21 protein-coding genes and 1 other RNA gene are annotated in these 22,284 nt (G+C 65.7%); 8 read left to right on the top strand and 14 right to left on the bottom strand.

The window, feature by feature from the left end:
- Window positions 1-43: 43 nt before the first annotated feature.
- From ACTXG5_RS16785 to ACTXG5_RS16765, 5 genes are all read right to left on the bottom strand, one after another.
- Window positions 44-655, bottom strand: coding sequence for a TetR family transcriptional regulator (locus tag ACTXG5_RS16785; RefSeq protein ID WP_445159877.1), 612 nt, complete (start codon window positions 653-655; stop codon window positions 44-46).
- Between the two features lie 65 nt (window positions 656-720).
- Window positions 721-2,118 carry an FAD-binding protein gene (locus tag ACTXG5_RS16780; protein ID WP_445159876.1) on the bottom strand — a complete coding sequence of 466 codons (1,398 nt, stop codon included), beginning with the start codon at window positions 2,116-2,118 and terminating at the stop codon, window positions 721-723.
- A gap of 203 nt (window positions 2,119-2,321) precedes the next feature.
- On the bottom strand, window positions 2,322-2,825 hold the full coding sequence (locus ACTXG5_RS16775) for a hypothetical protein (RefSeq protein ID WP_445159875.1): 504 nt from the start codon (window positions 2,823-2,825) through the stop codon (window positions 2,322-2,324).
- 38 nt (window positions 2,826-2,863) lie between these two features.
- On the bottom strand, window positions 2,864-3,085 hold the full coding sequence (locus ACTXG5_RS16770) for a hypothetical protein (protein WP_445159874.1): 222 nt from the start codon (window positions 3,083-3,085) through the stop codon (window positions 2,864-2,866).
- A 100-nt stretch (window positions 3,086-3,185) separates the two neighbouring features.
- Entirely contained in the window at window positions 3,186-4,067 is an 882-nt protein-coding gene (locus ACTXG5_RS16765) for an AraC family transcriptional regulator (protein WP_445159873.1), read from the bottom strand.
- Window positions 4,068-4,232: 165 nt separating this feature from the next.
- Between ACTXG5_RS16765 and ACTXG5_RS16760 the strand changes: the two genes are divergently transcribed.
- Window positions 4,233-5,435 carry an acyl-CoA dehydrogenase family protein gene (locus ACTXG5_RS16760; protein WP_445159872.1) on the top strand — a complete coding sequence of 401 codons (1,203 nt, stop codon included), beginning with the start codon at window positions 4,233-4,235 and terminating at the stop codon, window positions 5,433-5,435.
- A 22-nt stretch (window positions 5,436-5,457) separates the two neighbouring features.
- Here ACTXG5_RS16760 and ACTXG5_RS16755 read toward each other — a convergent pair whose 3' ends face one another.
- From ACTXG5_RS16755 to ACTXG5_RS16740, 4 genes are read right to left on the bottom strand one after another with little or no spacing between them, the layout of a single operon-like run.
- Window positions 5,458-6,318: a TIGR03619 family F420-dependent LLM class oxidoreductase gene (locus ACTXG5_RS16755; RefSeq protein ID WP_445159871.1), complete on the bottom strand. Its 861-nt coding sequence runs from the start codon at window positions 6,316-6,318 to the stop codon at window positions 5,458-5,460.
- Window positions 6,315-6,971: a PaaI family thioesterase gene (locus tag ACTXG5_RS16750; protein ID WP_445159870.1), complete on the bottom strand. Its 657-nt coding sequence runs from the start codon at window positions 6,969-6,971 to the stop codon at window positions 6,315-6,317. Before ACTXG5_RS16750 ends, ACTXG5_RS16755 begins: the two co-directional genes overlap by 4 nt.
- On the bottom strand, window positions 6,968-9,949 hold the full coding sequence (locus tag ACTXG5_RS16745; RefSeq protein ID WP_445164457.1) for a bifunctional [glutamine synthetase] adenylyltransferase/[glutamine synthetase]-adenylyl-L-tyrosine phosphorylase: 2,982 nt from the start codon (window positions 9,947-9,949) through the stop codon (window positions 6,968-6,970). Before ACTXG5_RS16745 ends, ACTXG5_RS16750 begins: the two co-directional genes overlap by 4 nt.
- Window positions 9,950-10,003: 54 nt before the next feature.
- The gene (locus ACTXG5_RS16740; RefSeq protein WP_445159869.1) at window positions 10,004-11,344 is read right to left on the bottom strand and encodes a glutamine synthetase family protein; all 1,341 of its coding nucleotides are present in this window, start codon (window positions 11,342-11,344) and stop codon (window positions 10,004-10,006) included.
- Window positions 11,345-11,588: 244 nt separating this feature from the next.
- On the opposite strand from ACTXG5_RS16740, the gene ACTXG5_RS16735 reads away from it, so the two are divergent.
- Complete coding sequence (locus tag ACTXG5_RS16735) at window positions 11,589-11,786, top strand: hypothetical protein (protein ID WP_445159868.1); 198 nt, start codon at window positions 11,589-11,591, stop codon at window positions 11,784-11,786.
- Window positions 11,787-11,799: 13 nt separating this feature from the next.
- Here ACTXG5_RS16735 and ACTXG5_RS16730 read toward each other — a convergent pair whose 3' ends face one another.
- Together ACTXG5_RS16730 and ACTXG5_RS16725 are read right to left on the bottom strand one after the other, a co-directional pair.
- Window positions 11,800-13,353 carry an alpha/beta hydrolase gene (locus tag ACTXG5_RS16730; protein ID WP_445159867.1) on the bottom strand — a complete coding sequence of 518 codons (1,554 nt, stop codon included), beginning with the start codon at window positions 13,351-13,353 and terminating at the stop codon, window positions 11,800-11,802.
- 103 nt (window positions 13,354-13,456) lie between these two features.
- A complete protein-coding gene (locus ACTXG5_RS16725) occupies window positions 13,457-15,013 on the bottom strand; it encodes an alpha/beta hydrolase (protein ID WP_445159866.1) in 1,557 nt (518 codons plus the stop codon).
- 194 nt (window positions 15,014-15,207) lie between these two features.
- On the opposite strand from ACTXG5_RS16725, the gene panB reads away from it, so the two are divergent.
- Window positions 15,208-16,050, top strand: coding sequence for a 3-methyl-2-oxobutanoate hydroxymethyltransferase (panB, locus tag ACTXG5_RS16720; protein ID WP_445159865.1), 843 nt, complete (start codon window positions 15,208-15,210; stop codon window positions 16,048-16,050).
- Window position 16,051: 1 nt separating this feature from the next.
- Here the strand turns inward: panB and ACTXG5_RS16715 are convergent, their stop codons facing one another.
- Window positions 16,052-16,417: a heme-binding protein gene (locus tag ACTXG5_RS16715; protein WP_445159864.1), complete on the bottom strand. Its 366-nt coding sequence runs from the start codon at window positions 16,415-16,417 to the stop codon at window positions 16,052-16,054.
- A 212-nt stretch (window positions 16,418-16,629) separates the two neighbouring features.
- Between ACTXG5_RS16715 and ACTXG5_RS16710 the strand changes: the two genes are divergently transcribed.
- The 3 genes from ACTXG5_RS16710 (at window position 16,630) to ACTXG5_RS16700 (ending at window position 19,574) form a co-directional block, all read left to right on the top strand.
- Window positions 16,630-16,875: a hypothetical protein gene (locus ACTXG5_RS16710; protein ID WP_445159863.1), complete on the top strand. Its 246-nt coding sequence runs from the start codon at window positions 16,630-16,632 to the stop codon at window positions 16,873-16,875.
- A gap of 169 nt (window positions 16,876-17,044) precedes the next feature.
- Window positions 17,045-18,610: a CYTH and CHAD domain-containing protein gene (locus tag ACTXG5_RS16705; protein WP_445159862.1), complete on the top strand. Its 1,566-nt coding sequence runs from the start codon at window positions 17,045-17,047 to the stop codon at window positions 18,608-18,610.
- A gap of 151 nt (window positions 18,611-18,761) precedes the next feature.
- Window positions 18,762-19,574, top strand: a complete 813-nt coding sequence (locus tag ACTXG5_RS16700; protein ID WP_445159861.1) for an alpha/beta fold hydrolase — start codon at window positions 18,762-18,764, stop codon at window positions 19,572-19,574.
- A gap of 32 nt (window positions 19,575-19,606) precedes the next feature.
- Here ACTXG5_RS16700 and rnpB read toward each other — a convergent pair.
- An RNA gene (gene rnpB / locus ACTXG5_RS16695) (RNase P RNA component class A) lies at window positions 19,607-20,023 on the bottom strand.
- Window positions 20,024-20,153: 130 nt separating this feature from the next.
- On the opposite strand from rnpB, the gene ACTXG5_RS16690 reads away from it, so the two are divergent.
- Complete coding sequence (locus tag ACTXG5_RS16690; RefSeq protein WP_445159860.1) at window positions 20,154-21,323, top strand: cytochrome P450; 1,170 nt, start codon at window positions 20,154-20,156, stop codon at window positions 21,321-21,323.
- An 11-nt stretch (window positions 21,324-21,334) separates the two neighbouring features.
- Window positions 21,335-21,529, top strand: coding sequence for a ferredoxin (locus ACTXG5_RS16685; RefSeq protein WP_445164456.1), 195 nt, complete (start codon window positions 21,335-21,337; stop codon window positions 21,527-21,529).
- 132 nt (window positions 21,530-21,661) lie between these two features.
- Here ACTXG5_RS16685 and ACTXG5_RS16680 read toward each other — a convergent pair whose 3' ends face one another.
- Window positions 21,662-22,270: a TetR-like C-terminal domain-containing protein gene (locus ACTXG5_RS16680; RefSeq protein WP_445159859.1), complete on the bottom strand. Its 609-nt coding sequence runs from the start codon at window positions 22,268-22,270 to the stop codon at window positions 21,662-21,664.
- Window positions 22,271-22,284: the final 14 nt, after the last annotated feature.

Here is a 22,284-nt window from a genome sequence, read left to right as displayed (position 1 = left end):
CACTAGAGGCCACCCGGTTCGCGATCATCGCTGACCGGGTGGCCTACTGGTATCCGGGCCGGCCCAGCATCTCGGCGACCTGCCGGAGCAGGGCCGTCCGGAACCCGTCCGCCGACCAGTCGGGAAAACGCAGGACCCGGGGAATCATGGCGCCGACGAGTGTGGCGAACAGCAGATCGACGACCTCCTCGGGAGCGACCACCGGTGTGAACACGCCGGCGTCGCGGCCCGCAATCACGGTTCGCACGAACGGCGCCCGGTAGCGCGACCAGCCTTCTTCGCCGTAGTCACGCAACTCCGCGTCACGAATGCCGGAACGCCAGAACTCGATCAGCAACTGATGGTTGCGCACGGGTGTGTTCAGGTTGCGGTCGATCATCGCTACCAGGCGATTCCATGGGTCGTTCTCGGCGTCGGCCACGGCCTCGAGCGCGCCGACCTCCATCTCGGTCGCGTGCCGCAGCGCCTCGATCAGCATGTCTTCCCGCGACCCGAAATAATTTTGCAATGTGCTGATGGCCGCCCCACTTGCCGCCGCGACATCGGCAAAGCGGGAATTTTCATAACCCCGCTCGGCCAGCACCCCGGCGGCCGCTTCGACAACCGCGGTCCGGCGGGCTCCGCCCGCCCGGCGCGTTCGACGTTCAACAGCCATTTGCATATGGTACGGATATACCGCGGTTAAGCAACCATTCGACACGACCCATCAACGCGCACACTTTACGCGCTGAAGCGCGGCGGAATGTTGTGGTTGAGCCGAAACCTGTTGTGCGGGTCATACATTTCCTTGACCGTTTGTAGTCTGTCGTAGACCTCGGCATCGTAAAGCTGCCTGGTGCGATCCTCGGACATGTCGGCCGGCCCAACAAAGCATGGGTTTCCCTTGTCGTGGAGCCAAGGGCGCAGCGCCGCAAGGAGTTCGCGCCCAGAGTCGCGGTAGTCCGCCACCTCCTGTCCGGGCGGCACGACGGTCAAGCCGAACATGGCATAGGCGGCGTCGCGCGCACCCACCGCGTTGGGGAAAGGTGCCGGCTTGCCGAAAGCCCCTTGGAGATGCCGGATATCGACGATGTTGATCGGACTGCCGGAGCCGGGCCCGACCGCGTCGACGATCGCCTTCACGGTGTCCTCGGTCAGCTCTCGAAGCAGCCCGAAATGTTCGACCGCCGGCGCGGGATCGGTCGGATCGTTGCTGATGGCGGCGAACTGGGTGTACGGGATGCTGGCCACGCCGTCCGCCAGCACCGGAGCCGCCTGGCGCAGCGGTTCGATCAGAGTAGCGCCGACGTGAGCGTCACCGACATAGGAGACTCGCACCGATACGGTCAACTGCCCCTGCATGAATGGCGGCAGTCCGGGCAGTGGTGGCAGATTCAGCAGTGCAAATGAACTCGTCAACTCGTCGGGTACCGACGCGGTGAGTTCTCGGTAGGCCTGCAGTACCTCCCTGGTGTGCTCGCCGGAGTAAAAGAGTGCGCCGGCGTACAACCACGTTACCGGGAAGAGCGCGAACTTCATCGCCACGACGACACCGAAGTTGCTCTTCCCTCCCAGCAGGGCGCTGAATAGATCGTATTCCGATTCCGTTGATATACACCGTAATTGACCATCCGCAGTCACCACGTCGATGGCGCTGACATGATCGGAGGCCCAGCCGTACTTGCGCCCCATCGTCGAACTCGCCCCGCCGCTAAGGGTGTAGCCCACCACGCCAACGCCGGGCGCGGAGCCCGCCAGCGGAGCCAGTCCGTACTTTGCGGCGTCCTCGACAAGCTGACCGAAACATACCCCGGCTTCCACACGCGCCGAACGGTTTTCAGCGTCGATGGTGACACCGGACATCCGCCCCGTCGTGATCATCAGGGTGTCCGCATCGGCCGCTGCAGTCGGTCCGTGGCCGGTGTTGAGGACGCCGATGTTCAGGCCGTGACGTGCCGCGAACGTCACCGCCTCGGATACGTCGGCGGCGTTGGCGGCGCCGACCACGACTGCGGGTCGGTGGCGCACCGCCATGTTGAATACCGCCACCTCGCCGTCGTAGCCCTGGTCGTTGGCCGTGAAGACGGGTCCTTGCACGACGCCTCGAAGTTCCGAAAGTTTGTCACGCCACGATTCCATTGCCGGTTCCTTCCGATCGCCGCCAGGTTCGTTAGGTATAGAAATATGGTATGGCTATACCGACAAACTAGCCACGAATATGGGCGAGATCACACAGGCAAGATCGGCGACGAGGCAAGGCCACGTCGCCGACCCAGCCGAAGCACGGCGTGAAAGACGTTGAGAAGCTTGCTAGTTGAGCGCCCTGCGGCCGGGAACCGTTCCTATTGGTGGTGACCGCAGTTGGGGTTGGCGGGCTTAGCCGGCCACGCGCACGCATCGATATCGGTCGAACCGCCGTAGCCGCCTCCGGAGAACACACCGTAGGTGTTGCCGTTGGTCCCCGTGTAGGTCGCGCCGCCGCCTCCGCCGCTGCCACCCGAACTCTCGACGGTCACCACCCAGCTCACACCTTCTAGAGAGGTCTTGTAGCCGGCCATGACGTCGTTCGGCGACCCGTTGACCAGGAAGTGCAGATGGATGCCGTTGTCCGCAATGGAGTCGGGGCCGTCAGTCCGCGCAGTGTTCGACGGTGTCGGTATCAGCGACCGCAGATCCGTACTGGCGCTCGACGTCGTCGTGGCCTGTGACACCGTCGTCGTGACGGTCTTGGTACTCGTCGTACTGGTGCCCGACGCGGTAGTCGAATTCGGCGAACTACTGCAGGCTGCCGCGACCAAACCCATGGTCATCGCCATGGCCGCCGGGACGTAGCTGCGATGTCTCACGTTCTCCCCCTGTGCTCGATGTCGAGGTATCAACCGCTCTAGCGAGAAGATCTGACGCCCAGGATCCCTCGCGATGCGCCGGGCTGCTGTCCCTCGGCCATGTCGACAAGCTCCAGCCAACTCCCGGGAGCGATGTAATGCCGGCTCACATCTTCGCGATGCATGTCGATGACCAGCACGCCCGCATCTGTCACCTCGTACTTGTCGAAGGCGCCATAGTCGCGCGGCTCGCCATTACTGAACACAACCGTGAAGGGCATGCGTCGAGTATGGCCGTGCCGCAACCGGTCGTCTAGCCGTTGAGCCCGAGATCCTTGCGGAAGCGCAGCGGAGAATACGGCCCCGCGCAAAGGATTTGACTCAGTTCATCTCGCATCGGTAGCGCCCGGGTGTGGTACCGGCCACGGCGCGGAACGCTCGGCGTAGCTGCGTCTCCCCGCGGAATCCGGATGCCGCGGCGATGTCGGCGACCGAGCGATCCGGATGAGCACGAAGCAGGCGTTGCGCTTCGGCCACCCGGATTTCCCGCAGTTCATCGGCCAGCGAACGAGGAGTATCGGAAAACAGACGGAACAGCGTGCGCCTCGACAGGTGGCAACCATGTGCGACCGCATCCGCGTCCAGGGAGGAATCGCGAAAGGCCAGGCGTAGGTGGTGGATCACCCGCTCCCGATCAAGTTCGGCGGGCGCGGCACCCGCACCCGCGGCGATCGACACCATTGAGCTGATCAAGCCCAGCGCGTGTGTCGCGAAGGCGGAACAGTCTTCACCAGGCAGGGCGCGAAAGAACGCGCCGACCGCCGCGGCACGTGTGTCCTCTCCTGGAAGCGGCAGGCCACTGGCCCGCTTCAGGGCTCGTTCCGGTACCGCGTCCCTCGGCACCTGAACGATCACCTGCTCGAACGGGCCGTCGAAGGAGAAGTCGAACGGACGGGTGCTGTCGCAGAACACGATCGCGCCGGGCGTGAGCCGCCCCGATCGACCGTCTTGCTCCACGATGCACTCACCGGCGACGTGGATCGTCGCCATCGCGTAGCCGGCGGTGGCATCGTCGATCAGCGCCGAAGTCCTGCGGACCCGCTGCGGGCTCGACCGAACGCTCGTGACCTGCAGTTCGCCGCAACCTGCCCCATCGAGCTCCGCCCAGAACGGGGCGTCACCCAACGGTGTGGCAGCCAGCGGAACGAGCGTACGGCTGATCACCTCGCGATAGCTCGCGAACGTTGCGGGCCTGACCTGCATGAACCCTTTAACAACGGGTGCGGCTGAGTCAATTCCCCTGGGCGGATCGGCGCAAGCCGGTGATTGGCACGAATTGAGCGGGCGTCGGCACTCAGGGCATCACATAACGCCGCCGACGTGGGTCAATCTGGATTGCATGCGGCACAAGTCGAAGAAGGGGTCCCCATGACGATGCTCGACGAAACGATCGAGCCGACAACCGACGCGGGTGCGGAGCTGGTGGCCCGCGCCAGCGATCTGGTTGGGCTGCTGCGCGAAAATGCCACGCGAACCGACCGCGAGCGACGAGTCGCGGCGGAGAATCTGGCCGCGGTTCGGGACGCCGGCCTGTTTCGCCTGACGGCGCCGCGCCGATGGGGTGGGCACGAGGCCGGATTCGAAACGAAGATCAGGGTTGTCAGCGAGCTCGCTCGCGGCTGCGGGTCCACAAGCTGGGTCGTCGCCCTGCTCACTGGGGGCTCCTGGTTCGTAGGGATGATGAACGAACAAGCCCAGCGGGAAGTGTGGTCGGACGGTCCTGACACGACCGTCGCGGTCGCGGTTCCGCCGTCTGGCACTGCGAAAATCGTCGACGACGGGTACCGCATCAGCGGTCGGTGGCCGTACTGCTCGGGCGTCGACCACGCCGACTGGGTGCTCCTTGGTGCCCGGTTCTCCGGCCTCGACGGACAGCCGTCGCCGGTGGTGGCGCTGGTGCCGCGCGACCAAGTCGAAATCGAAGACACCTGGCAGGTAACGGGTATGCGCGGTACCGGGTCCAACACCGTGGTCAGCGCTGGAGTCTCCGTGCCGTTCCACCGGACGATCTCCCTCGACGCAGTTCACAGCGGGCAACTCGATACCCCATTTGCGAACGAGGCTCCGTTCCACGTCCCGCTGGCGCTGGGATCTTTGAGCGATCTCGCCGGACCACAGCTCGGGTTGGCCCGAGCCGCACTGGAGCTGGTGATCGACAACGCCGCCCGGCGCGGGGTCAGCGCCACCACGTACACGCGGCAGACGGAAGCGCCGACGGTGCAGCTCGCCGTTGCCCGAGCGGCGTCGTCCATCGAAACGGCAGAAACGCTGGTGCTCAGCGCCGCCGCGGAGATGGACCACGCGAGCCGCACGCTTGTCCGCCCTTCGTTGCTCGACCGCGCACGAATGCGGATGAAGCTGGCGCGCGCGATCGTCGAGGCACGCGATGCGATCCGCGAACTGATGTCGGTCGCGGGCAGCTCTGCGTATGCCGAATCCAATCCGCTGCAACGGATATGGCGGGACAGCGAAATGGCCGCCAGCCACGCCGTCAGCAATCCCTCGATCAGCGCCGAGGTCTACGGCCGACTGCTACTCGGTATTGACGAGCCGACGGTGATCCCCCTCTGAAGGGCGGGCCGCTACGCAGCGTCTAGCCGTCGAGCCCGAGATCCTTGCGGAAGCGCTGCATGCCGTCGATCTTGTCGGCCAGCGTGGCGTCGGGTCCGGTGTAGAACATCCACGGCATGGTGATGATGCCGTTGATACCGCCATCGGCGGCGCGCTGATAGTCGGCGGGGGTGAAGGCGTCGGTGAGCGGTGTCAGGATGGTGAAATCCTGCATGGACAAACCCTTTTCGAGGCGCATTTCGCGCAGCTTGCCCACCGATTCGATGGCGCGGTCGGTGCTGATCAGGTCGCCGATCCAGCCGTCGTTGCGAGCAGCACGGCGCAGGGCGGCGTCGCTGAGCCCGCCGACGTAGACCGGTATCGGCGGCGGAGTCGGTTGCATCTCCAGCCGCGGCGTCTTGTAGAACTGGCCCTCGAACTCCGTCCAGCCCGGTGTCCACAACGCCCGCATCAAGTCGATCATCTCGTCGGTGCGCTTGCCGCGGGCGTCGAACTGTTCGCCCATCAACGCGAATTCCTCGCGGCACCAGCCGACACCGATACCGAGCTCGATCCGTCCGGATGCCAAAACTGCTGCCGTACCAATGGCTTTGGCCGCCGAGTAGGGATTGCGCATCGCGGGAATGTAGACCGTGTTGACGAACCTCAGCCGGGTGGTGACCTGGGCCAGCGCGCCGGCCAGCACCCAGGGGTCGGGCCAGTCGGTGAATGGCTGCCAGCGTCGTTGCCCGTCTTTGGTGTACGGGTACGGCGTCTCGAGGGTCTCCAGGTTGACCACATGGTCGGGGATGCCGATGCCGTCGTAGTCCAGCTCGTCGGCGGCCTTGGCGATCTCGATGATCTCGCGGGTGTTCAGGAAGGCGCTGCTGATATAGAACTTCATTGGCCTTCCCGGGCCCATGCCGGCTCGATGAAGACGCCTTCTGCCTCCACGGTCACCCCTTTCGAATCTGAAATAGTCCCTTGGGAAAAGACTTTGACGCCTTCGGCGCGGTCGATCCAAGCATCGCAACGAAGCGGGCCCAGCGGCGTGCCGCGCAGATATTTCACGGTGATGGTTCCGGTGAAACGCGCCTTGGACAGCCCTTCGCTGGCCGCCTCGCCGAGCAAGTGATCGAGCACCAGGGCGCTGACGCCGCCGTGCACCAGGCCGGGTGGGCCCTCGTAGGCCGTCCCGAGGACGAACTCGCTCCAGCAGCGGCCGCCGCCCTCGTGCTGCACGATGACCGGCGGAGCGATCGGGTTGCACACACCGACCACGGCGTTACCCAGCGGCAGCGGGCGCTCGCCGACGCGATAACTCACTCCCAGCGGCCTGGTCCGTTGGCGCAGAAGCGCAGTGACGGCCTCGATCGCCCCGCGCGCATTGTCGACGACGTCGTCGTCGGCCTCGGTCCGGATGGTCGCGTCGACGAGTTCCCGGACCGCCTCGGCCAGCGGGGCGTACAGAGTCGTCACTCGATCGGCCTCCGCCGCGCTGAGCACCTCGAAGATCGTTTCGGACATCGGATTGAACGCGCCGGCTCCCTGACTCAACTCCCGAACACCTTGCGCACCACTGCTTTTGCACGCCGAGTCACCCGCAGATAGTTGTCCAAGAACTCACTTCCGTCGTCGTTGTGCCAGCCTGCGGCGACCGCGACCGCGTTGAGCTGACGTCCGGGCCCGGGCAGCTGGTCGGTCGGCTTGCCCCGGACCAGCACCAGCGCGTTGCGGGCCCGCGTGGCGGTCAGCCAGGCCTGGCGCAACAGGTCCACCTCGTCGGCGGGGACCAACCCCATCTCGGCGATCACGTCGAGCGATTCCAGCGTCGAGGTGTTGTGCAGCGCCGGGATCTCGTGCGCGTGCTGCAGTTGCAGCAGCTGCACCGTCCATTCGACGTCGGCCAGTCCCCCACGACCCAGCTTGGTGTGGGTGTTGGGGTCGGCGCCGCGAGGCAACCGCTCGGACTCGATGCGGGCCTTCATCCGGCGAATCTCCTGCACCGCCTCGGCGGACACACCGTCGGATGGATAGCGCGTCTTGTCGGCCATCAGCAGGAACCGCTGACCCAATTCCTCGTTACCGGCGACCGCGTGTGCACGCAGCAGCGCCTGGACCTCCCAGGGCTGCGCCCACTGCTGGTAGTAGGCGGTATAGGACCCCAAGGTGCGGACCAGCGCGCCGCTGCGGCCCTCGGGTCGCAGGTTCGCGTCGACTTCCAGTGGCGGGTCGACGCTGGGCGTCCCCAGCAGGGTGCGAACCTGCTCGGCGATCGGCGTCGACCATTTGACCGCCGCCGAATCGTCGACGCCACTAGCCGGTTCGCAGACAAACATCACGTCGGCATCGGACCCGTAACCCAGTTCGGCGCCACCCAGCCTGCCCATGCCGATGACCGCGATGGCGGCCGGGGCTTTGCCGTCTTCGGGGAGGTAGGCCCGGGTCAGCGCGTCCAGAGCGGACTGCAGCACAGCCACCCACACCGAGGTCAGCGCCTTGCACACGTCCCGTACCTCGAGCATGCCGAGCAGGTCCGCGGAACCGATGCGGGCCAGCTCTCGGCGGCGCAGCGTGCGGGCGCCGGCGATGGCCCGCACCGGATCGGCATGGCGGGCGGCCGAGGCGATCAGCGCGCGGGCCACCACAGCGGGGTCGGTTTCGAGCAGTTTCGGGCCGGCCGGCCCGTCGCCGTAATCCTGAATCACCCTGGGCGCGCGCATCAACAGGTCCGGCACATATGCGGAAGTCCCCAGCACGTTCATCAGCCGCCGGGCCACCGCGGGCTTGTCGCGCAGCGTCGACAGGTACCAGCTTTCCGAGGCCAATGCCTCGGACAGACGCCGGTAGGCCAGCAACCCGGCGTCGGGATCCGGGGTGTACGACATCCAGTTCAGCAGCCTGGGCAGTAGCACCGACTGCACGCGGCCGCGACGGCCGCTCTGGTTGACCAACGCCGACATGTGATTCAGCGCGGTCTGCGGCCCCTCGTAGCCCAGCGCGGCGAGCTGGCGCTCCGCGGCTTCCGACGTCATGCCGTTGGCGATTTCCAAACCGGCAGGCCCGATCGACTCCAGCAGCGGCTGATAGAAGAGCTTGGCGTGCAGCTGGGACACCCGCACGTTCTGGTGCTTGAGCTCCTCGCGCAGCACTCCGGCCGCATCGTGGCGACCGTCCGGACGAATATGAGCCGCGCGCGCCAGCCAGCGCACCGCCTCATCGTCGTCCACCTCCGGCAGCAGATGGGTGCGCTTGAGCCGCTGCAGCTGCAGCCGATGCTCGAGCAGCCGCAGAAACTCATAGGAGGCAGTCAGGTTCGCGGCGTCCTCGCGGCCGACGTAGCCGCCTTGGCCCAACGCGGCCAGCGCATCGACCGTGGACGCGACATGCAGCGATTCGTCGCTGCGGCCGTGCACCAACTGCAGCAGCTGCACGGCGAACTCCACATCCCGCAATCCGCCACTGCCGAGCTTGAGCTCGCGGGCGCGGACATCGGAAGGCACCAGCTGCTCCACGCGGCGCCGCATGGCTTGCACCTCGCCGACGAAGTCGTCACGCTCGCAGGCGATCCAGACCATGGGCATCAACTCGGCCAGGTACCGCTCGCCGAGTTCCGCATCACCAACGGCGGCCCGGGCTTTCAGCAGCGCCTGGAACTCCCAGGTTTTCGCCCAGCGCTTGTAGTAGGCGACGTGCGATTCGACGGTGCGGACCAGCTCACCGCTGCGACCCTCCGGCCGCAGCCCGGCGTCCACCTCGAAGCATGCCGTCGAAGCGATCCGCATCATCTCGGTGGCCACCCGGGTGGACAGCGCGTCGGCCTGCTCGGCGACGAAGATGATGTCGACGTCGCTGACGTAGTTCAATTCACGGGCACCGCATTTGCCCATGGCGATCACCGCGAGCCGCGGCGGCGTGCGGTCACCGCACACGGTCGCCTCGGCCGCCCGCAGCGAGGCCGCCAGCACCGCGTCGGCAGTATCCGACAGTTGGGCGCCGATCACCGTGAACGGGAGCACCGGCTCATCCTCGACCGTCGCGGCCAGGTCGAGGCCCGCCAGCACCAGCAGGTGGTCGCGGTACAAGGCGCACAATCGGGGCACCACCGAATTCGGCTCGGTTAATGCGTCGTCGACGCACTCCGTGAACGCGGCGTGCAGCTCGTCGCGAGTAGGCAGTTTCACCTTGCCCTGCAGCAGCTTCCAGGACTGCGGATTGGCGACCAGATGGTCCCCGAGGGCCAGCGACGAACCGAGCACCGAGAACAATCGCCCGCGCAGGGCGCGTTCTTTGAGCAGGGCGGCGTTGAGCTCATCCCATCCGGTGTCCGGGTTCTCCGCGAGCCGAACCAGGGCTCGCAGCGCGGCGTCGGGGTCGGGTGCACGCGACAACGCCCACAGCAGGTCGACGTGCGCCTTGTCATCCTGCGTTGTCCAGCCCAGTTCCGCCAGCCGCTCACTGGCGGGGGGATCGACCAACCCGAGCCGGCCCACGCTGGGCAGCCTGGGGCGCTCGGTCGCGGGTTTGGTCACGATCGAAACGGTAGCGCAACCGGGCGATCTCTCAGAACAACCGGCAGCCCTGGTGAGTTACAGCGACAGGTAGGTGCTCAGCTCGTAGGGCGTGACATGACTGCGGTAGTTCGCCCATTCCGCGCGCTTGTTGCGCAGGAAGAAGTCAAAGACGTGCTCCCCCAACGTCTCCGCGACAAGCTCGGAGGCCTCCATGGCGTGCAGCGCACTGTCGAGGCTGGTGGGTAGCTCGCGGTAGCCCATCGTGCGGCGCTCTTCGGGGGTGAGGTCCCATACGTTGTCCTCGGCCTGCGGCCCCAGCACGTAGCCCTTCTCCACCCCGCGCAATCCGGCGGCCAGCAGCACGGCGAACGCCAGGTAGGGGTTGCACGCCGAGTCGGGGCTGCGGACTTCGATCCGCCGCGACGATGTTTTGTGCGGCGTGTACATCGGCACCCGCACCAGGGCAGACCGGTTGGCCGCACCCCACGAGGCCGCGGTGGGCGCCTCGCCGCCATGCACCAGGCGCTTGTAGGAGTTGACCCATTGATTGGTGACCGCGCTGATCTCGGAGGCATGCTCGAGGATCCCGGCGATGAACGACTTGCCGACATCCGAAAGCTGCAGCGGGTCGTCGGGGCTGTGGAAGGCGTTGACGTCACCTTCGAACAGGCTCATGTGAGTGTGCATGGCCGAGCCCGGGTGTTCGCCGAACGGCTTGGGCATGAAGGACGCTCGCGCGCCGTTTTCGATCGCCACTTCCTTGATGACGTAGCGGAAGGTCATCACGTTGTCGGCCATGGACAGCGCGTCGGCGAAGCGCAGGTCGATCTCCTGCTGGCCGGGCGCGCCCTCGTGGTGGCTGAACTCCACTGAGATGCCCATGAATTCGAGGGCATCGATGGCGAGCCGGCGGAAGTTCGACGCCGAGTCATGGACCGCTTGGTCGAAGTACCCGGCGTTGTCGACGGGAATGGGCGGCGTTCCGTCTTCGGGGCCGGGCTTCAGCAGGAAGAATTCGATTTCGGGGTGGACGTAGCAGGAAAAGCCGAGGTCGTTGGCCTTCTGCAGCTGACGCCGCAACACGTGCCGGGGGTCGGCCCACGACGGCGAGCCGTCCGGCATGGTGATGTCGCAGAACATCCGCGCCGAGTGGTGGTGGCCGGCACTAGTGGCCCACGGCAGCACCTGGAAGGTCGACGGATCCGGGTTGGCCACGGTGTCGGATTCCGAGACCCGCGAGAAGCCCTCAATCGAGGATCCGTCGAAGCCGATGCCTTCTTCGAAGGCGCCCTCGAGTTCGGCCGGGGCGATGGCGACCGACTTGAGGTAACCGAGCACATCCGTGAACCAGAGCCGGACGAAGCGGATGTCCCGTTCCTCCAGCGTGCGGAGGACGAATTCCTTCTGGCGATCCATACCGCGCACACTATGCAAGTGCTGTTAATTCCGTGTTACGCGGGTGCTTAGTGCTCGGCACCCTTGTTACAGCCACCAGCGCAAACAGCGCGGGCAGCCCGACCCTCGGCGTACCGGAACGCCGTGTCGCCGCGTCGCCCGCCAACCCTGTAACCGACTCGTGCGGTCACCGTTCCCGGTCTGAAATATGTAACCGTCTAATGTGGTTACATAAGGCACGTCGCATCAGCAGGGAGGACAAGAAGTGATCGCCAAACTTTTAGCCATCGGAGCTATCGGTCTCGGTGTCGCGATGGGTCAAGCGGTGAGCCAAGCCGCACCGGTTGTCGCCGACCCCGCGTTCAACGACCTCAGCTGCAGCTGCCAGACCCCGCCTCCGGCCCCCGGTCAGACGACCGACGACCGGATCAATCAGGGCTTGCACGACGCCTTCACCAGGTGATTGGTCGCTCGGCTCAGGGCGCGCAATGTAGGGACGCCGGCGGCACGGTCCCTGCGACAAAGTAGGTGACGACCGCGTTGTCCACGCACTGGTTACCGCCGAACACCGCGGTGTGCTGGGTTCCGTCGAAGGTGATCAGCGGAGCATCCAACTGTCGGGCCAGACTCACCCCCGCCTGATACGGGGTTGCCGGGTCGTGCGTCGTGGAGACCACAACGACCTTGCCGAGCGCGACCGGGGCGGTGGTGTGCGGTGCGGACGTCGCCGGTACCGGCCACAGCGCACACAGGTCGCGGGGAGCGCTCCCGGTGAATTGCCCGTAGCTCAAGAACGGCGCGACCTGGCGGATTTGTTGATCGGCGGATACCCAGGTCGCCTGATCCGTCGGCGCCGGCGAATCGACACATCGGACGCCATTGAACGCGTCCTGGTCGTTGTCGTAGTGCCCGTGCTTGTCGCGGCCCTGGTAATCGTCGGCGAGCAGCAGCAGGTCGCCCGCGTCGGTGCCGCGCTGCAACCCGAGCAAACCGCTCGTCAGGTACTTCCAGTGCTGCGGGGTATAGAGCGCATTGATCGTGCCCGTGGTCGCGTCGGCGTAGCTCAGGCCGCGCGGGTCCGAGGTGCGGCCCGGCTTGGCGACGAGCGGGTCGATCATGGCGTGGTAGCGGTTGACGAATTGGGTCGGGTCGGTGCCCAGCGGGCAGGCCGGCGAGCGGGCGCAGTCCGCGGCGTAATCGTTGAAAGCGGTTTGGAATCCTGCCGTTTGGCGGATGTTCTCCTGGACCGGGTCGACGGTCGGGTCGATGGCGCCATCGAGCACCATCGTGCGCACATGGTCGGCGAATTTTTCCAGGTATGCGGTGCCCAGCTCGGTGCCATAGCTATAGCCGAGGTAGTTGATCTGGTCCTCCCCCAGCGCCTGACGCACCATGTCCATGTCGCGCGCGACGGACGCGGTGCCGGCGTTGGCCAAGAACCCTTTGCCCATCTTGTTCACGCATTCCTGAGCCAATTGCCGGTTGATCTGCTCGATGTGCGCGACGCCCGTCGGGCTGTAGTCGACCATCGGTTCGGTCCGGTAGGCGTCGAACTCGGCATCGGTGCGGCAGCGCAGCGACGGGGTGGAGTGGCCCACGCCTCGCGGGTCGAACCCCACCAGGTCCAAATTGCGGGTGATGTCGGTGTTCTGCAGTTCCGACGACATCCCGGCCACCATGTCGACCGCCGACGCTCCGGGTCCGCCCGGGTTGATCAACAGTGACCCGATCCGCTGACCGGTGGCGGGCACACGGATCACCGCCAACTTCGCTTGTGCCCCAGTCGGATTGTTGTAGTCAATCGGGACTGACACGGTGGTGCACTGTGCAGTGGGAACGTCGCTGCGGTCGGTGAGAACTTGGCTGCAACTGCCCCAGGTCAGCGATGACGCCGCCGACGGGGGCGCCGGGCTCGCCGTCTGGCCGGCACCGGGTTCTGGAGTTGCGCCGGCCTCGGGCAGTGCCGGTTGTACTACAAGCAAAAGCCCTAACGACAGCAGCGCCGAGTTCAAGGATCTCAGGCGCGACATGGTGGTCAATCGTCGCAGCTTCGAGTACCTGTGATGGCGCGAATTGGTCACGCCTTGATCTCGGGCCGGGCCCGGCGGGCCACGCGCGTCGGTTCGACGGGCGCTAGCACTTGGCGCCGCTCGGCGGCGTGGTGCCGCCGATCAGATACGCCGTCACGTAGTCGTCGATGCAGCTGTCGCCCTGGAAGACGACCGTGTGCTGGGTGCCGTCGAAGGTAAGCAGCGAGCCGCGAAGCTGGTTCGCCAAGTCGACGCCGGCCTTGTACGGCGTCGCCGGATCGTGCGTGGTCGACACCACGACGGTCGGGACCAGGCCGGGCGCCGAGACGGCATGCGGCTTGCTGGTGGGCGGCACCGGCCAGAACGCGCAGGTGCCCAGTGGAGCGTCGCCGGTGAACTTGCCGTAGCTCATGAACGGGGCGATCTCGCGAGATTGGCGGTCTTCGTCAATGACCTTGGCCCGGTCCGTAATTGGCGGCTGATCAACGCAGTTGATCGCGACCCGCGCATCGGTGGCGTTGGTGTAGTGGCCGTGCGAGTCGCGGCGCATATACATATCGGCCAGGGCGAGCAGGGTGTCGCCGTGGTGGTTGGCCAGTTCGCTCAGGCCGTCGGTCAGGTGATGCCATAGTGTCGGCGAGTACAGCGCCATGATCGTGCCCACGATGGCGTCGCTGTAGCTCAGCCCCCGCGGATCTTTTGTGGGCACCGGCCTGCCGATCATTTGGTTGTTCGGGTCGACCATCGAGTCGACCAGGCTGTGGTAGACGTCGACGGCCTTGGCCGGATCGGTGCCCAGCGGGCAGTTCGACTGCTTCGCGCAGTCGGTGGCGTAGTCGTTGAAGGCGCCCTGGAATCCTTTGGCCTGCCGTAGGTCGGCTTCGATCGGATCGGCGTTGGGGTCGACGGCGCCGTCGAGGATCATCGCCCGCACTCTCTGCGGGAAGGCCTCGGCGTAGGCCGACCCGATCCGGGTGCCGTACGAGTAGCCCAGGTAGGTCAGCTTGTCGTCGCCCAGCGCCGCGCGGATGGCGTCCAGATCCCTGGCGACGTTGACCGTCCCGACACTGGCCAGGAAATCCTTGCCCATCTTGTCGACGCAACGGCCGACGAACTGCTTGGTCTCGTCCTCGATGTGGGCGACACCGGCCGGGCTGTAGTCGACGTTCGGCTCGGTGCGCAGCCGGTCGTTGTCGGCATCGGAGTTACACCAGATCGCCGGCCGCGACGAGGCCACACCACGAGGGTCGAACCCGACCAGGTCGAACCGCTCGCGGACCCGCTTGGGCAGCGTCTGAACGACGCCCAGCGCAGCCTCGATACCGGATTCGCCGGGCCCGCCGGGGTTGATCACCAGCGAACCGAGCTTGTCCCCGGTCGCCGGGAATCGAATCATCGCCAGCGTGGCGAGGTCGCCGCCGGGATGGTCGTAGTCGACGGGCACGGCGAGCTTGCCGCACATGGCGCCGCCGGGAAGCTTCACCGATCCGCTGGCGACCCGACACGGCGTCCACTCCACCGGCTGCCCCAATTTGGGCCCCGCCATCAGCGGGTGTCCGCCGACAACGCGCACGCAGCCCCCCAGAAGCAGCGCCACGGCAGCGATTGCTGTCGAGACCAGCAGCATGCGCGCGATCTTGTCGCGGCGAGTCAGACCCATGCCAACACATGCTGCCAGAGACAACCTGAGGTTTTCGTGAGCGGCTACCGCCTGCCGGCTACCGCGCATGGCACGTCTCACACCGCTACGACGGTGCAACCGCGCACAAGAGATGGCAGAATGACGGAAGTCAGACGAACCCGGGGACCCATTCGCGGCCACGAGGATCGACCCGACCACCACTAGGGACAATGATGTCTGAGCAGAACGTTTACGGTGCAAACGCGGCGTCTAGCGCGCCCCGGACCAAGATCCGCACCCACCATCTACAGAAAATGAAGGCCGAAGGCCACAAGTGGGCCATGCTCACGGCCTACGACTATTCGACCGCCCGCGTCTTCGACGATGCCGGCATCCCGGTGTTGCTGGTCGGCGACTCGGCGGCCAACGTCGTATACGGCTACGACACCACGGTGCCGGTTTCCATCGACGAACTGATCCCGCTGGTTCGCGGCGTCGTCAAGGGGGCGCCGCACGCCCTCGTCGTCGCCGACTTGCCGTTCGGCAGCTACGAGGCCGGCCCCGCCGCCGCGCTGGCCGCCGCCACCCGATTCATGAAGGAAGGCGGCGCGCACGCCGTCAAGCTCGAGGGCGGCGAGCGGGTGGCCGAGCAGATCGGCTGCTTGACCGCGGCGGGTATCCCGGTGATGGCGCACATCGGCTTCACGCCGCAAAGCGTCAACACCCTGGGCGGGTTCCGGGTGCAGGGCCGCGGTGACGCCGCCGAGCAGACCGTCCACGACGCGATCGCCGTCGCCGAAGCCGGGGCGTTTTCGGTCGTCATGGAAATGGTGCCCGCCGAATTGGCCACCCAGATCACCGGCAAGCTGACCATCCCGACAGTCGGGATCGGAGCCGGTCCGAACTGCGACGCTCAGGTGTTGGTCTGGCAGGACATGGCCGGCATGAGCAGTGGCAAGGCGGCGCGATTCGTCAAGCGATTCGCGAACGTCGGCGACGAATTACGCCGGGCCGCTAGCCAATACGCGGAAGAAGTAGCTGGCGGAGTTTTCCCCGCCGACGAACACTGCTTCTGAGTTATTCCATGTTGCACCGATTACGGAAATCGGTGAGTGGCTGGCGAATGCCTTCGAGGTCGGTGTGCGTCTGGGGGTTGGCGTCCATGTACTGCTTGACCTGGTCAGCCTGATCGCTGCGCGGCTGACCTTTCAGGCTGGTGAAGAAGGTGTTGACGTCTGGATGGCTGAAAAGATAGACCGACGTTGACGCCGCGACACCCGAAGACACCTGCGCGAGATCGGCCGCCGTGCAGTTCGGTGCCGGCGCTGGCTCGGGATCCGCGGCAGCCGGGCCGACGGCGGCGAAAAGCATTGCAGCACTGATTGCGCCGGCAGCAATTCCACCGACGACCGCGCGTGACGTGGCGAGTGCGAAAAACACCATCGGTAGCTCCTCCATCAGGTATTCGAAAACTGACCCGCAGGCAAACCATAAGCGGTTTTACTGCGGCTCATGGGCTAAACGGGCGGTAGAGAATTGCGGGCCGCACAAGATCGACCCGGTACCAACGACGCAAAACCCGACCGCGGTTAATGCCGACGTCGATATACTTCAACCCTGTGTAACCCTCTGTCCGCAAACCCAGGAGTTGCGATATGAATCAGCGCCGCTGGATTACCGCACTGCTGGCTTTGTTGGCGATTACCCCGATCCCGGGAATCGTCGCCTTCACACACTCCGCCGGCACGGCGGAAGCTTCCGTCTGTGTCAACGCGGGCCGACGCGTTTCGGTCAGCGGCTGCGCCAACGTCGCCGATGCCATCCAGCGCTACGTGCCGCCGCCGGCGGATTACGCGCCGATGCCGGAAGACCCTCCGCCTCCGCCGCCCCCGCCCCCGTAACCGACCGGGCGCGAAAATCCGTTCTCCCAGGCCACCGCGGACGGACACGCCGCAGCCAGGATCGCTGCCCGCCGTTCAACCGTGGTGTGGCACGCTATGGGTCATCATTTACGAGCGTCGATGACCGGGTAATTCCGCGGCGACGCGCCCCCTGACGGAGCCGAAAAGAATGCCAGAAACCTCGCGCCATCTCGAGGTGGAGCGCAAGTTCGACGTCCCCGAATCCACGGTCACCCCGTCGTTCGAAGGCATCGCGGCGGTGGCCCGGGTGGAGACGTTGCCGACGCAATCGCTGGACGCGATGTACTTCGACACCCAGGCGCAGGATCTCGCGCACAACAAGATCACGCTGCGGCGCCGTACCGGTGGCCATGACGCCGGTTGGCACCTGAAATTGCCGGCCGGGCCCGACGCCCGCACCGAGATTCGTACACCCCTGGGGTCCGCGGACGACGACACCGTCCCCACCCAATTACTGGACGTGGTGCTCGCGATCGTTCGCGACCGGCCGATCAAACCGGTCGCCCGGATCACCACCCAACGCGAAAGCCAGGTGCTGTACGGCATCGAGGGCGCACCCTTCGCGGAGTTCAGCAATGACCATGTCCGCGCATGGTCGGCTGGTGGTTCGGATAGCCCCGACGCGGGCGCCGTCGAGCAAGAGTGGCGTGAGTGGGAATTGGAGCTCGACGAATCACGAGGGGCAAGCGATACCGAGCTGCTGAACCGGTTGAGCAACCGGCTCCTGGACGCCGGCGGCCAACCCGCCGGTCACGCGTCCAAGCTTGCGCGGGTGCTCGGGACGACGTTGCAGTCCAACGGCACCCGGCCATCCGAAGACCCGGTACAGCGCGCGGTGGCCGAGCAGGTCGACGAGCTTCTGGTGTGGGATCGCGCCGTGCGCGCCGACGTCGACGACTCCGTGCACCAGATGCGGGTCACCACCCGCAAGATCCGCAGCCTGCTGAAGGACGCCCAAGAGTCGCTCGGCGTGTCGGAGGGCACCTACGCCTGGGTGCTCGACGAACTACGCGAGCTCGCCGGCGTCTTGGGTGTGGCACGCGACGCCGAGGTGCTCGAACAGCGCTACGAGCAAGAGCTGGATCGGCTGTCACCGGAGCTGGTGCGTGGACCTGTGCGCGAACGCCTGATCGAGGGCGCTAAGCGCCGCTACCAGTCCGGGCTGCGGCGGTCCTTGATCGCGATGCGGTCGCAACGCTATTTCCGGCTGCTCGATGCCCTGGATGCGATGGTGGCGGAAAGCCCGGCCGCCGCTGCCGGCGAGCAACCGGCGCCGGTCACCATTGACGCCGCCTACAAGAAGGTGCGCAAGGCCGCGAAGGCCGCCGCCGAAGTGGACCAGGCCGCCCAAGAGGAACACGTCGATTCGTCGGCCGACGAGGACCAAGAGGACGACGAAGAGCACGATCGCGACGAGGCGTTGCACGTAATTCGCAAGCGCGCCAAGCGACTTCGCTACACGGCGGCGGCGACCGGCGCGGACGACGTGTCCAAGCAGGCCAAGGCCATCCAGTCGCTGCTCGGCGATCATCAAGACAGCGTGGTCAGCCGCGACCACCTGACTGAGCAGGCCGACGCCGCCCACGCCGCGGGCGAAGACACCTTCACCTACGGTCTGCTCTACCAGCAGGAGGCCGACTTGGCCGAGAGCTGCCGTCAGCAGCTCGACGAGGCGCTGCGCAAACTCGACAAGTCGGTGAAAAAGACGCGCTGACGCCGATTGCCGTGTCGGCGGGACGGTCGCCGGCGGCGGCAACCTCTGATGTCAGGTGGAGCGCCCGGAAGACAGCGACATATCATGTATACAACTAGGGTGCGAGCGTCATCGCCAAGCATCGACGTGAGACTCTCAGTTTAGGACGGCCATGCCAACATTCACGCGCGGTTCAGCCACCATCTCCTACTCGGACACGGGGACACCGCCGGAACGTGCCGACGCGCCGACAGTGTTCTTCGGCCATGCCCTGCTGTTCAGCGGCTGGATGTTTCATCCACAGATCGCCGCGCTGAAAAGTCAATACCGCTGTGTCGCAATCGATTGGCGCGGCCAAGGTGACAGTCCTGCCGCCAACGACGGCTATGACATGGACACTCTTACCGACGACGCTGTCGCCCTGATCGAGTCGCTCGGTGTGGCGCCCGTCCACTACGTCGGATTATCGATGGGGGGATTCGTCGGACTGCGCATCGCCGCCCGTCGTCCGGAATTGATTCGCACGCTGACGCTCCTGGACACCAGCGCCGGTGCCCAGCTCGACGGCACTAAATTCAAACTGATGAGCACGATCTTCCGGGTGACGGGCATTGGGGTACTGCGAAAAACTGTGCTGCCAATGGTATTCGGCCCCACGTTCCGCGCAGACGCTTCGAACAAGCCGGTAATCGAAGAATGGGAACGGCGGCTCCGCCGCAGCCAACGCTCGGGCATCAGCAAGGCCGTCATCGGTGTTGCCGACCGACTGCCGGTAGCGAGCGAGATCGGACGCATCCAGGCGCCCACGCTGGTCATCGTCGGCGCCGACGATGCCACCACTCCGCCCGCCGAGTCGCAGCGCATCGTCGACCTCATCCCCGGGGCGCGCCTCGTGACCGTCGTACACAGCGGCCACACCACCACGCTCGAGCAGCCGGACACCGTTACGGAGCTGCTCCGTAACCTTCTGACGCTAGCTGGCTAGAGATCGCCGATATGCAGGTCGCAGGCGTAGGGCGGACGAGTTGGCCTGTAAGCCGGATTCTGTTCCCCACCGCCGCGGCATAGCCAACGGCGGCACGGCGGCGACCATCCATCTGGACACACCGTTGCCGGGTGCCTCAAGCGGCCTACCCGCAGGCTCGGGCGAGCAACCCTTAATCGCCTGCGCGGCCGCACCTTCCGGTGCAGCCTTCTTGACCTTGCTTCGGGTGGGGTTTGCCGAGCCACCCCGGTCACCCGGGATGCTGGTGCGCTCTTACCGCACCGTTTCACCCTTACCACCGCGAGGGTGGCGGTTTGTTTTCTGTGGCACTTTCCCGCGAGTCGCCTCGGATTGCTGTTAGCAATCACCCTGCTCTGTGAAGTCCGGACTTTCCTCGACTCGGCCGGACCTTGCGGACCGGTACGAGCCGCGGTCGCCCAGCCAACTCGTCCGCACGAACACGGTACTCGTTGGCCCCTCTCCTGGCCAGCGGGTATAGCCGCCTGATCACCGGCTTCTGGCTATTGCCCAATTTTTTCAATCATTGCCTAAATAAGAAGTTGGTGCGACGCTGACCGCATGACAGAAGCCGATGCTTTCGTCGACCAGGCGTTGATGGGCGTCGCCGAGCCCCAGCCGATGTACAAGGCTCTGCGCGAGTCGACTCCGGTGTTCCGGTCGCCGGAGGCGGTCGTACTCAGCCGCCTGACCGACATCGAGATGGCGCTCAAACACACCGAGCTGTTCTCGTCGAACATGGATGCGGTCGACCTCGGCAACATCCGACCGCTCATTCCGCTGCAGATCGATCCCCCCGAGCACGCGAAGTACCGGCGCATTCTCGATCCGCTGTTCACCCCGCGCGAGATGGCCCAACGTGAACCAAGCGTCGCCAAGCTGGTGAACGAGATGATCGACAGGTTCGCCGGGCGGGGCGAGGTCGACTTTCACGAGGAGTTCGCGGTACCGCTCCCGTGCACCGTTTTCCTGCAGTTGCTCGGGCTGCCGTTGGAAGACCTCGACCAATTCCTGGAATGGAAGGACGGCGTGATCCGCCCGGAGGGCGCCGAGGGTTACGACGGTCGTCATGACGCGTCGCAAGCCGTCGCGCAACAGATTTACGACTACTTCGACCGCGCTATCGACCAGCACATCGCCAGCCCACGCGACGACGTGCTGTCCGCGATGATCGCGGCGAACATCGCGGGTCAACCGCTTTCGCGCGAGGAGCTGCTCGACATCTGCTTCCTGTTCCTGATCGCGGGGCTGGACACCGTCACCGACTCACTGGACTGCTTCTTCGTGTACCTGGCGCGACACCCCGATCACCGTCATCAGCTCGTCGAGGAACCCGACGTGCTGCCGCATGCGATCGAGGAGCTGTTGCGCTGGGAGACACCGGTGCCCGGTGTGGTTCGGGTCGCCATGCAAGACGTCGAGGTGGGCGGCTGCCCGATCAGCAAGGGCGAGCGGGTCAGCCCGCTACTCGGTGCGGCCAACACCGACCCCGCCGAGTTTCCCAACCCCGAGGTGGTGGATTTCAACCGCAGCCCAAACCGGCACCGGGCGTTCGGCGGAGGTCCGCACCGCTGCCTGGGATCTCACCTGGCCCGGATGGAGCTGCGGGTGGCATTGCGCGAATTCCACCGGCGCATACCGAATTACGAGATCAAGCCCGGCACCCAGCTGATCTACACCGCCGCGCTGAGATCGGTGGAGTCGCTGCCGCTGATCTTCCCGGTGTCGTGACGCGTGCGCTCATGACCAAGGTGTCGGTCGACCCCGATTTGTGCACCGGCCACGGACGGTGTTACAGCCTGGCGGGCGACGTGTTCGATGCCGACGAGGTCGGCCACTGCCTGGTACTTGTCGAGGATGTCGCGGGTGAGCTCGAGGCGCAAGCTGTCGTCGGGGAGCGAAACTGCCCGGAGCAAGCAATCACGTTGTCTCGCTGAACAGCTCAGCTTGGCCACGTTGAGTGTGCACTGACGGCTTTGAGTGTGCGCTCAGGGTGGAATTTTGACGATTATTCAACCCACAACGCACGCTCTACGCCCACTATGCACATTCAACGCCGAACGGGCGGTCTACAGCTCGCCAGTTACGGATTTACGCGCCAGCGCATGCCACGCCATATCCGCAATGGCCGCGCAATAGTCGTCGTCGACGGCAGCGTCCGAGTAAAGCGCACGAATGTTCAGGGGCGCCATGACAATCTGTACAGCAGCCAGCGTGCTGATCCCGTCGCGCAATTCGCCGCGCTCCCTTGCCCTGTCTATCACCATGCGCACCACAGTGAAACGCGCCCGCCAGAACCTCATTCGGGTTTCTTCGTCGTGATACCCGCGATGTCCCATCACCAACGCCCGCAGGAAAGTGCGCCCGACCTCGGTGTTGATTCGATCGGTCACATTCCGGGCTAAAGCCTCCAGATCTCCGCGCAACGAGCCTGTGTCCGTTGGCGTACCCCAGGCCTCGAGATCAGCCAGCGCCGCATCGACGATCAGCCGCTGACGGTCGCCCCAGTGGCGGTAGATCATCGCCGTATCGAGGTGGTGGCGCTCGGCCAAGGCCTCGACGCTGAACCGCTCGACGCCCCAGCGGGACAACTCGTCGAGAACCGCCGGCATCACCTGCGCCCGGATATCCGCCGGAACGGCGGCCGGCGATTCATCGGACTGTGGAGACGGCTGCAACGGTGGCTCCTTAG

Source organism: Mycobacterium sp. Dal123C01 (genome assembly GCF_052566995.1).
Note: the sequence above shows the minus strand (reverse complement) of the source record. Positions and strands in the feature narration are given on the sequence as shown.

Bases quoted from the DNA above. Each gene is read 5' to 3' on its own strand.
- ACTXG5_RS16770 (WP_445159874.1), bottom strand. From the start codon at position 3,085: ATGCCCTTCACGGTTGTGTTCAGTAATGGCGAGCCGCGCGACTATGGC.
- ACTXG5_RS16785 (WP_445159877.1), bottom strand. From the start codon at position 655: ATGGCTGTTGAACGTCGAACGCGCCGGGCGGGCGGAGCCCGCCGGACC.
- ACTXG5_RS16705 (WP_445159862.1), top strand. From the start codon at position 17,045: ATGCCAGAAACCTCGCGCCATCTCGAGGTGGAGCGCAAGTTCGACGTC.
- ACTXG5_RS16710 (WP_445159863.1), top strand. From the start codon at position 16,630: ATGAATCAGCGCCGCTGGATTACCGCACTGCTGGCTTTGTTGGCGATT.
- ACTXG5_RS16730 (WP_445159867.1), bottom strand. From the start codon at position 13,353: ATGTCGCGCCTGAGATCCTTGAACTCGGCGCTGCTGTCGTTAGGGCTT.
- ACTXG5_RS16780 (WP_445159876.1), bottom strand. From the start codon at position 2,118: ATGGAATCGTGGCGTGACAAACTTTCGGAACTTCGAGGCGTCGTGCAA.
- panB (WP_445159865.1), top strand. From the start codon at position 15,208: ATGTCTGAGCAGAACGTTTACGGTGCAAACGCGGCGTCTAGCGCGCCC.
- ACTXG5_RS16725 (WP_445159866.1), bottom strand. From the start codon at position 15,013: ATGGGTCTGACTCGCCGCGACAAGATCGCGCGCATGCTGCTGGTCTCG.
- ACTXG5_RS16715 (WP_445159864.1), bottom strand. From the start codon at position 16,417: ATGGTGTTTTTCGCACTCGCCACGTCACGCGCGGTCGTCGGTGGAATT.
- ACTXG5_RS16685 (WP_445164456.1), top strand. From the start codon at position 21,335: ATGACCAAGGTGTCGGTCGACCCCGATTTGTGCACCGGCCACGGACGG.
- ACTXG5_RS16765 (WP_445159873.1), bottom strand. From the start codon at position 4,067: ATGCAGGTCAGGCCCGCAACGTTCGCGAGCTATCGCGAGGTGATCAGC.
- ACTXG5_RS16760 (WP_445159872.1), top strand. From the start codon at position 4,233: ATGACGATGCTCGACGAAACGATCGAGCCGACAACCGACGCGGGTGCG.
- ACTXG5_RS16690 (WP_445159860.1), top strand. From the start codon at position 20,154: ATGACAGAAGCCGATGCTTTCGTCGACCAGGCGTTGATGGGCGTCGCC.
- ACTXG5_RS16740 (WP_445159869.1), bottom strand. From the start codon at position 11,344: ATGGATCGCCAGAAGGAATTCGTCCTCCGCACGCTGGAGGAACGGGAC.
- ACTXG5_RS16700 (WP_445159861.1), top strand. From the start codon at position 18,762: ATGCCAACATTCACGCGCGGTTCAGCCACCATCTCCTACTCGGACACG.
- ACTXG5_RS16755 (WP_445159871.1), bottom strand. From the start codon at position 6,318: ATGAAGTTCTATATCAGCAGCGCCTTCCTGAACACCCGCGAGATCATC.